General features: G+C 63.3%; 13 protein-coding genes. 8 read left to right on the top strand and 5 right to left on the bottom strand.

Annotation, left to right across the window (positions count from 1 at the left end):
- Positions 1–300 precede the first annotated feature (300 nt).
- Positions 301–1,266: a quinone oxidoreductase family protein gene (locus tag L6D74_RS24375; RefSeq protein ID WP_064595626.1), complete on the top strand. Its 966-nt coding sequence runs from the start codon at positions 301–303 to the stop codon at positions 1,264–1,266.
- Here L6D74_RS24375 and L6D74_RS24370 read toward each other — a convergent pair.
- Positions 1,253–2,482, bottom strand: coding sequence for an MFS transporter (locus L6D74_RS24370; protein WP_236190789.1), 1,230 nt, complete (start codon positions 2,480–2,482; stop codon positions 1,253–1,255). The two genes, L6D74_RS24375 and L6D74_RS24370, sit on opposite strands and share 14 nt — an antisense overlap.
- 216 nt (positions 2,483–2,698) lie before the next feature.
- Here L6D74_RS24370 and L6D74_RS24365 point away from each other — a divergent pair, with 216 nt between their 5' ends.
- The 4 genes from L6D74_RS24365 to L6D74_RS24350 all read left to right on the top strand — a co-directional run bounded on the left by L6D74_RS24365 (position 2,699) and on the right by L6D74_RS24350 (position 6,510).
- The gene (locus L6D74_RS24365; RefSeq protein ID WP_236190788.1) at positions 2,699–4,045 is read left to right on the top strand and encodes an epoxide hydrolase family protein; all 1,347 of its coding nucleotides are present in this window, start codon (positions 2,699–2,701) and stop codon (positions 4,043–4,045) included.
- Between the two features lie 86 nt (positions 4,046–4,131).
- Complete coding sequence (locus L6D74_RS24360; protein ID WP_236190786.1) at positions 4,132–5,175, top strand: alpha/beta fold hydrolase; 1,044 nt, start codon at positions 4,132–4,134, stop codon at positions 5,173–5,175.
- Positions 5,176–5,199: 24 nt separating this feature from the next.
- The gene (locus L6D74_RS24355; protein ID WP_236190785.1) at positions 5,200–5,709 is read left to right on the top strand and encodes a cytochrome P460 family protein; all 510 of its coding nucleotides are present in this window, start codon (positions 5,200–5,202) and stop codon (positions 5,707–5,709) included.
- 24 nt (positions 5,710–5,733) lie between these two features.
- Positions 5,734–6,510 carry an alpha/beta fold hydrolase gene (locus L6D74_RS24350; protein WP_236190784.1) on the top strand — a complete coding sequence of 259 codons (777 nt, stop codon included), beginning with the start codon at positions 5,734–5,736 and terminating at the stop codon, positions 6,508–6,510.
- 46 nt (positions 6,511–6,556) lie between these two features.
- Here L6D74_RS24350 and L6D74_RS24345 read toward each other — a convergent pair whose 3' ends face one another.
- A complete protein-coding gene (locus L6D74_RS24345) occupies positions 6,557–7,771 on the bottom strand; it encodes an MFS transporter (RefSeq protein WP_236190783.1) in 1,215 nt (404 codons plus the stop codon).
- A gap of 134 nt (positions 7,772–7,905) precedes the next feature.
- Between L6D74_RS24345 and L6D74_RS24340 the strand changes: the two genes are divergently transcribed.
- From L6D74_RS24340 to L6D74_RS24330, 3 genes are all read left to right on the top strand, one after another.
- Positions 7,906–8,721, top strand: a complete 816-nt coding sequence (locus L6D74_RS24340; RefSeq protein WP_236190782.1) for an AraC family transcriptional regulator — start codon at positions 7,906–7,908, stop codon at positions 8,719–8,721.
- Positions 8,722–8,856: 135 nt separating this feature from the next.
- Positions 8,857–9,606, top strand: a complete 750-nt coding sequence (locus L6D74_RS24335; protein ID WP_236190781.1) for a creatininase family protein — start codon at positions 8,857–8,859, stop codon at positions 9,604–9,606.
- Positions 9,607–9,671: 65 nt separating this feature from the next.
- A complete protein-coding gene (locus L6D74_RS24330; RefSeq protein ID WP_236190780.1) occupies positions 9,672–11,090 on the top strand; it encodes an aldehyde dehydrogenase family protein in 1,419 nt (472 codons plus the stop codon).
- A gap of 66 nt (positions 11,091–11,156) precedes the next feature.
- Here L6D74_RS24330 and L6D74_RS24325 read toward each other — a convergent pair whose 3' ends face one another.
- The 3 genes from L6D74_RS24325 to L6D74_RS24315 form a co-directional block, all read right to left on the bottom strand.
- The gene (locus L6D74_RS24325) at positions 11,157–12,590 is read right to left on the bottom strand and encodes a catalase (protein ID WP_236190779.1); all 1,434 of its coding nucleotides are present in this window, start codon (positions 12,588–12,590) and stop codon (positions 11,157–11,159) included.
- A 136-nt stretch (positions 12,591–12,726) separates the two neighbouring features.
- Positions 12,727–13,143, bottom strand: a complete 417-nt coding sequence (locus L6D74_RS24320) for an organic hydroperoxide resistance protein (protein ID WP_085610216.1) — start codon at positions 13,141–13,143, stop codon at positions 12,727–12,729.
- Between the two features lie 40 nt (positions 13,144–13,183).
- Positions 13,184–13,588 (bottom strand): hypothetical protein, encoded by a 405-nt coding sequence (locus L6D74_RS24315; protein WP_064595653.1) that lies wholly within the window; start codon positions 13,586–13,588, stop codon positions 13,184–13,186.
- Between the last annotated feature and the right edge of the window lie 4 nt (positions 13,589–13,592).

Here is a 13,592-nt window from a genome sequence, read left to right as displayed (position 1 = left end):
TGCGCCTTCGGATGGCACTCGCCCATCATACTTTGGTGTCGCCCGTGGCGAATATCGGCCGACATTGCACACTGCGATGGGCATCACAGTGGCGCTTTTGTAAGCCACTGTATCTACGGCCCCTCAAGCCATACAAGCATGCACAGCGCCGGGTTGGCGAAACCGCCGGGATACATCCGCCGCGCAGCCTTGGCCCTGGTTTCAACGTCCTTCGACGTTGAGTGAAAGCAACGTGACGTCCGCGCTCCTGCCACCCGAAAGGCAGCAGGACCGGTCGTCCCGATGACAGGGCAGAACATTATGAAAGCAGTGGTTATCCAGGCCTTTGGCGGGCCCGAAGTGTTGACGGTGCAGGACATTCAACTGGCAGAACCGGGGCCCGGACAAGTCCTGGTCAAGGTCATGGCGGCGGGTATCAATTTCATGGACACCGGTGCCCGACGCGGGCTCGGCGCTGCCTGGGAACTGCCGCTGACGCTGGGTGCAGAAGGCGCCGGCGTCGTCCTGGCCAGCGGCCCGCAGGTGACGGAGTTCGCTGTCGGTGACCGCGTGGCCTGGCATTACGTGCCGGGCAGCTACGCCGAACAGGTGATCGCCCCGGTCAGCCAGTTGGTGCCGCTGCCGGACGATATCGACTTCGCCACCGCCGCCAGCCTGATGATGCAGGGCCTCACCGCCAGCAATCTGGTGGACAAGGTGCATGCGATCCAGCCGGGCGACGTAGCCTTGGTGCATGCGGCGGCCGGGGGCGTGGGGCTGATGCTGACCCAGTTGATCAAGCTGCTGGGCGGCAAGGTCATAGGCCGGGTTTCTCATGCCGACAAGGTCGAGGCGGTGCTCGCGGCGGGGGCGGACTATGTGGTGATCGGGCGGGCGCAAAACATTGCCGCCCAGGTCATGCGCCTGACCGACGGGCAGCGGGTGAATGTGGTGTACGACGGCACGGGCGCGGAGGGGTTTGCCGACTCGCTGGAGCTGCTGGATTATTTCGGCACCCTGGCCTTGTACGGACCGTTCATGAACCCGACCCCGCCGATCGATATCTTCAGCATGCCGCGCAGCATCAAGCTGACGTATCCCTCGGTCATGCACTACGTGCGCAACCGCGAGGTGCTGCTGGAAAAATCCCGGCAACTGTTCGCATGGGTAAGTGCCGGCAAACTGAAAGCCGTGATCGGCAAGCGTTATTCACTGGATGATGCGCAACAGGCCCATCGCGATATCGAGTCGCGCAACACGACGGGCAAGCTGATCATCGTCCCTTGACGCCACGCCAGATCAGCAGGGCCGCCAACACCTGGCTACCGGCGAAAAACGTGAACAGGTGTTGTGCGGTCCATCCGGCATCCAGCAGAAACCCGGCGACCACCGGCGAAATGATCGCCCCCAGACGCCCGGTCGCCAGCACCACGCCGACGCCGGTCGTACGGACCGACGTGCAGAACGCTTGAGGGGCCAGCACATACAGAGCCGCGACTGCACCATTGAGCATCAGCCCCAGCGTGACCGCCACGAGTGTCGCCAGACCGGGGACGCGCGTGGCCGGCAGCATCAGTGGCAGCAGGGCGGCATTGAGCAGCAGAAAGCCCGACAACAAACGTCGGCAGCCGTAACGATTGGCCGCCAGACCCAGAAGCAGGGCGCCGAGCATGCCACCCAGCGCCAACAGCATCCCGATCCGGGCGCCTTGTTGGTCGGTAAAGCCATTGTCGACCAACAGGGCCGGCGTCCAGCTCATCACGAAGTAAAAGCAGAACATCAACAGAAAGAGTGCCAATGCCAGCGATAGAGTCTGTTGCCACTGACCGGGCGAAAACGGCCGGTTAGCGATGTCCGGCGACAGTGGAGGAGCAGGCGCGCGCTGTTCAAGTGCCAGAAATGACGGCGATTCTCGCAGCCAGAAGACACCGACCAATGCCGCCGCCAGCGTGATGCAACCCCCGGCCAGAAAGACATACCGCCAGCCCATCAAATCATTGAGTACATGCGCCAGCACACCGCCCAGACTGGCGCCCATGGCAAAGGCGAGGGATTGCAGTGCGATCGCCAGATTGCGTCGCTGCGGGCTGGCGTGTTCGAACGTCAGCACGTTCGCCCCCACCAGCACCGCCCCCGTGCCGATACCGGTCAGCAGTCGCAAAAGCATCAATACGTGATGATCCGGGCTCCAGAACGACAGCAACATGCTCAGGCCGCTGAGCAGCAGGCCGGCGAGCAATAAAGGTCTGCGCCCGAAGCGGTCGGCCCTGGGCGCGGCCAGCAGCGAACCGAGCGCCATCCCGACCAGGCTTGCGCTCAACAACAGGCCCAGTTGCGCGCCGCTCAACGCCCATTCGGCCGCAACCCGGCTGGCGGTGAAGGCCATGGCCATCACGTCGAGTCCGTCGATCACGTTGAACAGCATGCACAGCCCGATCACCCACCACTGCGAAGTGGTCGATGGCGTGCCGCTCAGGCGTTCGAGCGCTGTTTCCCCACGCATCCGCGATCCTTGTTCCGCTCTGTGATTCAAATGGGTCTTTTCCCCGCCGCATTCTGCCCGTTAACCGCTGCTGAATTCGAGCGCGATTTTGCGCGCCAGGCCTGCGCGTCATACCAAGGTATCGACCGACACCATCGTGTAATCGCCCCGGTGCCAGCGCAGTGGTCTGATCCGATTGGCGATGCCTTTCGAATAATGACTACAAGGAGATCCATCATGGTTGCGGTTTCGTCCGGTCTTACCTGGCGCCATTGCCTGGCGTCATCCATCAGGGGCGGCGTGCTCGGCCTTGCCGTACTCGCGGGCAGCAGCGGCGTCTGGGCCGCGACCCCGGCAGCGGATCCGGCGCAAGCCATTCGCCCGTACACCATTCATGTGGACGAAGCGAAATTGAGCGACCTGCGCAAACGCATCGCCGACACTCGCTGGCCGGACAAGGAAACGGTCGGCGACGTGTCCCAGGGAGTGCAACTGGCGCAGGTCCAGGCGTTGGTGAAGTATTGGGGCGACGGCTATGACTGGCGCAAGGCTGAAGCGAAGCTCAACGCCTTGCCGGAGTTTGTGACCACCATCGACGGCGTCGACATCCAGTTCATCCATGTGCGTTCGCGCAACCCCAATGCGATGCCATTGATCCTCACCCACGGCTGGCCGGGTTCGCAGTTCGAATTCCTCAAGACCATCGGCCCGCTGACCGATCCCGTGGCCTATGGCGGCAAGGTCGAGGACTCGTTCGATGTGGTGATCCCGTCGATTCCCGGCCATGGTTTCTCCGGCAAACCGACCGAGCTCGGCTGGGGCCCTGACCGGGTGGCGAAGGCCTGGGATGTGTTGATGAAACGTCTGGGCTACAGCCATTACGTGTCCCAGGGCGGCGATCACGGCTCGGTGATTTCCGACGCACTGGGTCGTCTGGCGCCGCCCGGTTTGCTGGGCATCCACCTGAACATGCCGGCCACCGTGCCGCCGGAACTGGTCAAGCCGATCAACAGCGGCGACCCGGCCCCGGCCGGACTGACCGCGCCGGAGGTGACGGCCTTCAACTCGCTCAGCCAGTTCTTCGGTCGCAACGCCGCGTATGGCGCGATGATGGTGACCCGACCGCAGACCATCGGTTATCTGCTGGCCGACTCGCCCGCCGGCACGGCCGCGTGGATGTATGAAAAATTCGCCGCGTGGGCCGACAGCGACGGTCAGCCCGAGAAGGTCCTGAGCCGCGATGAAATGCTCGACGACATCAGCCTGTACTGGCTGACCGACAGCGGGGCGTCGTCCTCCCGTTTCTACTGGGAGAACAACAACAATAACTTCAGCGCCGCCGCGCAGAAGACTGCCGACATCAAGGTGCCGGTGGCGATCACCGTGTTCCCCCACGAAATCTACCGCGCGCCGAAAGTCTGGTCGCAGCGCGCCTATCCGTCGCTGGCCTACTTCAGTGAAGTCAGCAAGGGCGGTCACTTCGCGGCATGGGAGCAACCGCAACTGTTCAGCGAAGAACTGCGCGAAGCCTTCCGGCCACTGCGCGCGGCCGCGCAGAAAACCGCTGCGCAGGCAGCCCGCTAACCCTGCAATCCGCAAGCACTTCAACCCTAACCCCTTGACCACAAAGCCCGGAACCGCCGCCCGGCGGTTCACGAGGGAGACTCGGCATGACTGACTTTAAGGCTGTAACCCCATCCCGGCGCGTGCTCGCCGGTTCGATCCTGGCGCTTGCGCTGGGCATCGCTTCGGCATACGCCAGCGCCGCCGAAGTGCCCGCCGGCAAGATCGACGCCATTACTGCCGGCACCCATGTTTCGTTCGGCGCGCTGAAACACGTCAAGGCCGGACTGCTGGACGTTTCCTACGCCGAAGTCGGTCCGGCCGACGGTCCGGTGGTCATCCTGCTGCACGGCTGGCCCTACGATATTCACAGCTACACCGATGTCGCCCCGGCGCTGGCGCAGAAGGGCTATCGGGTGCTGATCCCCTACGCGCGCGGCTATGGCGACACGCGTTTCCTGTCTGCCAAAACCGTGCGCAACGGTCAGCCGGCGGCGCTGGCCAAAGATCTGATCGACTTCATGGACGCCCTGAAGATCAAGCAGGCCGTGCTTGGCGGCTATGACTGGGGCGCGCGTACTGCCGACATCGTCGCCGCGCTCTGGCCCGAGCGGGTGAAAGCGCTGGTGGCGGTGAGCGGTTACCTGATCGGCAGCCAGGAGGCGGGCAAGACGCCGCTGCCGCCGGCGGCGGAGTTGCAGTGGTGGTATCAGTTCTACTTTGCGACCGAGCGTGGCCGTCTGGGCTACGAAAAGAACACCCACGACTTCGCCAAACTGATCTGGCAGCTGGCCTCGCCGAAGTGGACCTTCGACGACGCGACTTACGAGCGCAGCGCCGCCGCGTTGCAGAATCCGGATCACGTCGCGGTGTCGATCTTCAACTACCGCTGGCGCCTGGGGCTGATCAAAGGGGAAGCGCAATACGATTCGCTGGAGAAAAAACTCGCGGCATTCCCCTCGATCAGCGTGCCGACCATCACCTTGGAGGGCGACGCCAATGGTGCGCCGCACCCACCGGCCGAGGCCTACGCCAAACGCTTTACCGGCAAGTACGAGTACCGGCTGATCAGCGGCGGCATCGGCCACAACCTGCCGCAGGAAGCGCCGCAAGCGTTCGCCCAGGCGGTGATCGATGCCGATCATCTCTGATTGCCGGCCGAAGGGGATCCGACCATGAAATTCAACCATTGGGCCGTGTTGCCAGCGGCCATTGCGCTCGCGGCACTGGCGGCCACCGGTGTCGCGTTGGGCGAGGCCGATGACGGCGATGCCTCGCCGATCTACGGCGTGAAGCTGCCGAAAAACTATCGGCAGTGGGCGCTGATTGCCCCGGCCCAGGAAGCCGCGCCGCTGGATGAACTGCGCGCGGTGTTGGGCAATGACCGGGCGATCAAGGCTTATCAGAGCAAGACGCTGCCGTTTCCCGACGGCACGGTGCTGGTGAAGCTGGCGTGGAAACACGTGCAGTCGCCGGAGTTCGAGCCGGCCTCGATTCCGGGAGCGGCCACCACCGTTCAGGTGATGGTCAAAGACTCGCGCAAATACGCCTCGACCGGTGGCTGGGGATTCGGCCGTTTCATTAACGGCAAACCCGCCGACGAAGCCCAGCACCAGACCTGCTTTGCCTGCCATCAGGCGCGGGTGCAGAACCGCGATTTTGTCTTCACTCGATACGCTCCCTGAATCCGTCATACGAGGAACATCCCGATGAAAAAAACACTGATTGCACTGAGCATCGCTGCGGGCCTGTGCCTGGGCGCCAATGCCTTCGCCCAAACCGCCAAACCCACGGTGGTGCTGGTGCACGGCGCGTTTGCCGACGCGTCGAGCTGGAACGGCGTGGCGAAGATTCTCGAGAAGGATGGCTACACGGTGATCGCCGCCGCCAATCCGCTGCGCGGCGTCAAGAGCGATGGCGCAGCGGTATCGGCGTTGCTCAGCAGCATCCAGTCGCCGGTGGTGCTGGTCGGTCACTCCTATGGCGGCAACGTCATCAGTGATGCGGCCAACGATCATGCCAATGTCAAAGCGCTGGTCTACGTCAGCGCCTTTGCCCCCGAGGCCGGTGAAACCGTTGCCGGGCTGGCCGGCAAGTTTCCCGGCAGCACCCTCGGACCAACGCTGGCACCACCCGTTGCGCTGGCCGACGGCGGCAAGGACCTGTACATCCAGCAGAGCAAGTTCCACGACCAGTTCGCCGCCGATGTCCCGGCTGCACAAGCGGCGCTGATGGCCGCGACCCAGCGCCCGGTCACCGAAGCGGCGCTGAACGAGCAGGCCGGAACGCCGGCCTGGAAGCACATTCCGTCGTGGTACATCTACGGCGACCAGGACAAGAACATCCCGCCCCAGGCGATGGCGTTCATGGCCAAGCGTGCAGATGCCAAGGCCGTTGTGGTGGTGAAGGGCGCCTCGCACGTGGTGATGGTGTCGAACCCGGCACCGGTGGCCCGGCTGATTGAAAAAGCCGCGGCGGCCAACTGAAACCCTGCGACGTGCCGAGGCGCGTCGCAGGTCTGTCACCCCCCGCTCAGGCAACGGACACCTGCGGCGAAGTTGCCGGTGCCAGTCTGAGCAGGGGGGTGATGCCGAGCATCAACAGCAGTACCGCGAACAGCAAGGTGTACGCCGGGCCATAGTGTCCGGCGTATTCGCGCAGGGCACCGAACAGCAGCGGCCCGAGCGCGGCGATCAGGTAACCGATGAACAACATGAACACCGTCCACAATCCGGCCTGTTCGCTGGTGCGGGCGTGATCCAGCGGCAAGGTCATGGCCACGGTGAAGCCCATGCCCAGGCCGATGGCCGCGAGTACCACATACAGCATCGGCCAGTACGCCGGCAGGAACGCCATGCCGCCCACCCCGAGCAGGGCCAGCAACGCCGACAACCCGAGCAAACCGCGCCGGTCGTGGGCCTTGCCCGGAATCAGGCCCGCCCCCACGCTGGCCACGGCGAACACTGCAGTAAAAATGCCCAGCAGGACGCCCGGGGAAACACTCGATGTGGCCGCTTCCACCGAGGCGGGCGCCATCCAGGCGAAGAGGGCGTAGACCACGAATTGCCCGGCCCCGAAATTCAACGCGATCAGCCAGGCCTGCGGATTGCCCCAGGGCAGGCGTTTGCTCGGGCTCGATGGCGATTTCACGGTGGGCGCCGGTGTCGCAAAACGGCGTGCCATCCACACCCAACTGGCGATGGCGGTGAGGCACAGCACGCTCCAGAACCCGGCGCTGACCCGCCAGTCCTGCGCCAGCTCGGCAATCGGTGCGCTGAGCACCGCCGCGAGGGTCGCGCCCAGACTCAAGCCGCCGGCATAGATGCCCATGAACAGCGCCGGGCGTTGCGCAAAGTGAGTCTTGATCCACGCGCCGGTCATCGCGCCGGCAACCGCAATGCCGATGCTGGCAAAGAACGTACTGCCGAGCAGGAAGAATGCATTCGGCGAGATCGCCCGCAACAAGGTCGAGGCGCCCAACAACGTCAGGGCGACCACCACACTGCGATCGATCCCGAAGCGCCTGGCCAGGCTCGGAACCACCAGCGCGAACACACCCATGCACACGTCAGGAATCGAGGTCAGCAGCGCGGCCTGGGTGTAGCTCAACTGAAAGTGCTGCTGGATCAGCAACAGAATCGGCCCCACCGAAATGATCGGCGGCCGCAGGGCGATGGACAGGATCAGCAGGCCGATCACCGCCGTGACGCTCTGCTGGTGGCCGGAGAGATTGCGGGTGATTGCCATGGGAAAGGCCTCATTGATGAACAATGAGCGCAAGGCTAACAATGGGCCGGCCATGGCAAATGCCAGGGTTTGTCGCCAAAGTGACAATCGCCGCTTTACGACGATCTAGGTCAGTTTTCAGGAGACTCCAGCCGATGAAGCGAGAGGTGCGCAAGGTCATCGCCCAGCGTGAGTCCGCGCCGCGCAGCGAACGATATCCCGACTATCAGGATGTGCCGCGCGTAATGACCGTATTGGTGCGCGATCAGGCCACCGGCGAATACAACGAACCGCACGTGCATCGGCACGGCCAGTTGCTGTATGCCTCGAACGGCGTGATGCGAGTGGCCACCGAGCGCGGCTTGTGGATCCTGCCGCCGAAGCGGGCGCTGTGGATTCCGCCCGGAATGATCCACGACCAGTTGATGCTCAGCGCGGTCAAGATGCGCTCGATCTACATCGAGCCGCAAGCCTGCGCAGAGCTGGGCCATCACTGCAAAGTGCTGGAGATCCCCGGACTGCTGCGCGAGTTGATTCTGGCCCTGGCCGAGCAGCCGATCGAATATCCGCAGGAAGGCCGTAACGCGCACATCGTGGCGTTGATACTCAGTGAATTGCAGGCGGCGCGGACGTTGCCGATCGAAGTGCCATGGCCGGTCGACCGGCGACTGGTCACGGTGTGCGAGGCGATTCTGCAAGACCCCGGACAAGACCATTCAATCGGCTATTGGGCAGACCGGGTCGGTGCCAGTTCGCGCACGCTGATACGCCTGTTCGTCAATGAAACCGGCCTGAATTTCCGCCACTGGCTGCAGCAGGTGCGGCTGGCGACCGCCATCGACCGGCTCGACAAGGGGCAATCCGTCGGGGTGATTGCCCGGGATCTGGGCTACGCCAGCCAGAGTGCTTTCAGTGCCATGTTCAGACGGGTGATGGGTGAATCGCCCCGTGAATTTCTCGTTCGCGATTAGCGCGTTTTCGCGATTCCGATACCTTCGTATTCTGTCGTCGAAGGGAGGCGGGTGTTATCAATGACACTGCTGTTGCAGGTGCACTGAACACCCAGCCTCGTTCCGCGAGGAACCTTCGAAGAGTGAGAAATCCTGATGCTTTTATACCTATCGACCTGGTCCGAAATCGCCCAATTCCTCGAACGCAGCCGCACCATCGTCATCCCGATCGGTTCCAACGAACAGCACGGGCCGACCGGCCTGCTGGGCACCGACTGGATGTGCCCGGAAATCATCGCCCATGAAGCGCAGAAAAACGCCGATATCCTGATTGCCCCGACCTTCAACATCGGCATGGCGCAACATCACCTCGGCTTCCCCGGCACCATCTCGCTCAGGCCCTCGACGTTCATCGCCGCCATCGCCGACTGGACCCGTTCGCTGGCCGCCCATGGCTTTGAAAAGATCTTTTTCCTCAATGGCCACGGCGGCAACATCGCGTCAATCGAAGCGGCGTTTTCGGAGCTGTACGCCGAAGCGAGTTTTGCCCGACGCAAAGCCGGGTTCGCCCTGAAGCTGTGCAACTGGTGGGACCTGGAAGGGGTCAACGAGCTGGCGCGCGAGCAGTTCCCGACCGGCCACGGCATTCATGCCACGCCTTCGGAAATCGCCGTGACCCAATGGGCCTACCCCGATTCCATCAAGTCGGCCGACTACGCGCCGCAGATCGCTAACTGGGGGCCGATCCGGGAAGCGGCGGATTTCCGTGCCCGTCACCCGGACGGCCGCATGGGCTCGGACCCGGCCCAGGCTTCGCCGGAAAAAGGCCGGCAACTGGTGGAAATGGCCGCTCGTGGTCTGATCCAGGAGGTGCAAGCCTTCAGCCGCGAGTCATTACCCGACTGAACTGTCGTCCTGATCAACGCCCGGATGTTCCGGGCGTTGCTGTTTCAACCCTTGGGAAAATCGCCATGTGGACTATCAAGCACAGCTACATCGATGGTGCGTTCGTGCCCGTTCAGGGCCGCGAAACGATCGAATGCATCAACCCGGCGACGGAGTCCGTCATCGGAACGGTCACCCTGGCCAATCGCGACGATGCCAGGCAAGCCATCGCCGCCGCCCAGCGTGCGCAAGTCACGATGGGCCGCACCTCGAAAGCCGAGCGCATCGACATGCTCAAGCGCCTGCAGGCGGCGGTGCTGGAGAGCACCGAGGAGATACGCGACACCGCCATCGAGGAATACGGCGCACCGTTGGCCCGTGCGCAATGGGTCAGCCAGTACGCCTCGCAATCCTTCGTCAACGCGGCGCAGATTCTCGAAAACTACGAGCTGGTGCGGCCTGTGGGCCGTGCAAGCGTCGTGATGGAACCGGTTGGGGTATCGGCATTGTTCGCGCCCTGGAACAGCACCGCCGGTACGGTGTGCAGCAAACTGGCGGCGGCGATTGCCGGCGGCTGCGCCTCGGTCATCAAGCCGAGCGAACTCAGCCCGTTGCAGACCCAGGTGCTCGCGCTCGCCTTGCATCGTGCGGAACTGCCAAACGGGGTGATCAATATTGTCTCGGGCCGTGGCGGCGAAGTGGGCGACGAGATCAGCACTAGCCCGCACATCGCGAAGATTTCGTTCACCGGTTCCACCGCCACCGGAAAACTCATTGCCCGCGCGGGTATCGAGACCATGAAGCGGGTGAGCCTGTCGCTCACCGGCAAGTCGGCGTCCATCGTGCTCGACGACGCGGATCTCGAAGCGGCCATCCCCATGGCCCTGAATGCCGCCTTCATGAATAACGGTCAGGCCTGTGTCGCCGGCACACGGCTGTTGGTGCCGCGCGCGTTCCTGCCGCAGGTGATCGAGCGGGTAAGAGCCTTGGTCGACGCCATAGTGGTCGGTAATCCCCATGATCCGGCGACGGCCATCGGCCCGTTGGTCAACCAGGCGCAGTTTGATCGCGTGCAGGGTTTTATCCGGCGCGGGCTGGAGCAGGGCGCGCGATTGATCGTCGGCGGGGAGGGCCGGCCTGCCGGGCTGAGCCAGGGCTATTTCGTCAAGCCCACGGTGTTTGCCGACGTCAGCAATGACATGGACATTGCCCGGGAAGAGATCTTCGGCCCGGTGCTGTCGATCATCGCCTATGACGATGAAGAACACGCCATCCGCATCGCCAATGCCAGTGTCTACGGATTGCAGGCGTATGTGTTCACCCGCGAGGCGGAACGGGGCCGACGCATCGCTGCGCGCCTGGAGGCCGGTTCGGTGTTGATCAACCGGATCGCACCGGAGTTGCTCGCGCCGTTTGGCGGGGTCAAGCAGTCGGGGATCGGCAGGGAATTCGGGGTGTCGGGACTGGAAGCGTTTCTTGAAGCGAAAAGCATCGTAGAGGACTGACAACGGCAGCAGGGCAAACAGGATCAATCCTGCTTGTCCTGCTTGCCTTGCTTACGCCATTGCGGATCAGCCCAGCGCTTCGATGGCCTGCGCAACGCCTGCACCGTACGCCGGATCGGCGCGGGTGCAGTTATCGATGTGGCGTTGCCGGGTCTGGGCGCTGGCGCCATGGATCGAGCGCGCGGTGTTCTCGAACAAGACCTGTTGCTGGGCGGGGGACATGGCCCGGAACAGCGCGCCTGGTTGCGAGAAGTAGTCGTCGTCCTCGCGGTGGTTCCAGTGCCCGGCGCTGCCTTTGAGGGCCAGCGGCGGTTCGCTGAAATCCGGTTGCTCGGCCCACTCGCCATAGCTGTTGGGCTCGTAGCCGATTGTGCTGCCCGCATTCGCATCGGTGCGCATCTGGCCGTCACGGTGATAGCTGTTGACCGGGCAGCGCGGCGCGTTCACCGGAATCTGATGATGGTTGACGCCGACGCGATAGCGCTGGGCATCGCCATAGGAGAACAGCCGGGCCTGGAGCATTTTGTCCGGTGAGAAGCTGATGCCGGGCACCACGTTGGCCGGGTTGAAGGCCGCCTGTTCGACGTCGGCGAAGTAGTTGTCCGGGTTGCGGTTGAGTTCGAGCACGCCGACTTCGATCAGCGGGTAATCCGCGTGAGGCCAGACTTTGGTCAGGTCGAACGGATTGATCGGGTAGGTCTCGGCGTCCAGCTCCGGCATCACTTGTACGTAGAGCTTCCATTGTGGGAAGTGGCCTTCTTCGATGGCGTTGTACAGGTCGCGCTGGGCGCTTTCGCGGTCATCGCCGATCAGTGTTGCGGCTTGTTGATCGGTCAGGTTCTCGATGCCTTGTTGGGTTTTCCAGGTGAACTTCACCCAGAAACGTTCGTTCGCCGGGCTGATGAAACTGAAGGTGTGGCTGCCGAAACCGTGCATGTGGCGGTAGGTGCGCGGCAGGCCACGATCGCTCATGACAATCGTGACCTGATGCAGCGCTTCCGGCAGTAACGTCCAGAAATCCCAGTTGTTGCGGGCGCTGCGCATATTGGTGCGCGGGTCGCGTTTGACCGCATGGTTGAGGTCGGGGAATTTCAACGGATCGCGCAGAAAGAACACCGGCGTGTTGTTGCCCACCAGATCCCAGTTGCCTTGCTCGGTGTAGAACTTGATGGCGAATCCACGGATATCGCGCTCGGCATCCGCCGCGCCACGCTCACCGGCCACGGTCGAGAAGCGGACGAACACATCGGTGGTCTTGCCCATGCTGGAAAATAGTCTGGCCTTGGTGAAGCGGCTGATGTCGTGGGTGACGGTGAAGGTGCCAAACGCACCGGAACCCTTGGCGTGCATGCGCCGCTCGGGGATGACTTCCCGATCGAAGTGCGCCAGTTTTTCCAGCAACCATACGTCCTGCAACAGCATCGGGCCTCTGGGGCCGGCGGTCTGTACGTTGTTGTTATCAACCACGGGCGCGCCCGCGGCAGTCGTCAGCTTGTTCATGCGCAACTCCTGGCTTTTGTCGGTTTCCCGCCATCACATCAAAAGCCCCGGGCGCGATCTATTGCACCATGGTGTCGCCGGATAGTACGAAGGTGTGGTTGGAAGACGGTGCGTTCTGGTGTCGGCGGGGGACAGATCAGGCGAGGGTGATGCTGACCTTGATGTTGTTGCGCGTGGCCTTGGAGTAGGGGCAGTTCTGGTGTGCCGCGTCGATCAGTTGTTGCGCCACTTGCGGTTCGATCTCCGGCAGTGACACCGCCAGTTTCGCTTGCAGGAAGAACCCGTGCTCGCCGTGGACCAGGTCGATTTGAGCATCCACCCCGGCCATGGCCGGAAAAACGATCTTGCGCGCATTGCAGGCGTGGCGCAGTGAGCCGAGGAAACAGGCTGACCAGCACACGGCGAACAATTGCTCGGGGTTGGTTCCGGAGCCGGGCGCACCCGGTGGCGACAGCTTGAGATCCAGTCGGCCATCGTCACTGCGTCCTGTGCCCTCGCGGCCGCCTGTGGTGCAGGTATGCGCGGAGTAGAGGGTTTTTTCGATATCGATCATGGGCATTCCCTGAAAAGCATTTCACAGCGTGGAGGGCGGCTCATGTGGCCCGTGTGGGTTCATGACATTCCCGTGCAGATGCACCCGCCAGCGCGTCGGCCGTGGCCACGGCATCAGCGCCGCGATGGCCAAGATTGTCGAGCAGGGTCGAGCGGGCGATTTCGATCAGCCAGGCGCGAAACGGAAAGCTCGGGTCATGGGCGGCCTGTTCCTGATAGAGCGCCCTGAAGGCTTGCTGAACGAGGCTGCCGGTGTCTTCGCGACGGATCCGCCCAGCCTGCACCTGACCTTCGTAGAAGGCGATAAGCAACGGTGTCACCGTCGCGAACAGCTGTTGCGCCTCACCCCGGCCATGCCGGACGGCGCCCGCGACCAAGGCATACAATTCGTCGTTGCCGAGCCGGTCTGACTCGCACAGGCAAGTGTGGCGATAACCTTCAGCCATGGTC

This window comes from Pseudomonas pharyngis, assembly GCF_021602345.1.
Lineage (GTDB): Bacteria > Pseudomonadota > Gammaproteobacteria > Pseudomonadales > Pseudomonadaceae > Aquipseudomonas > Aquipseudomonas pharyngis.
The sequence above is the reverse complement of the archived record's forward strand: the minus strand, read 5'-3'. Positions and strand labels throughout refer to the sequence as shown.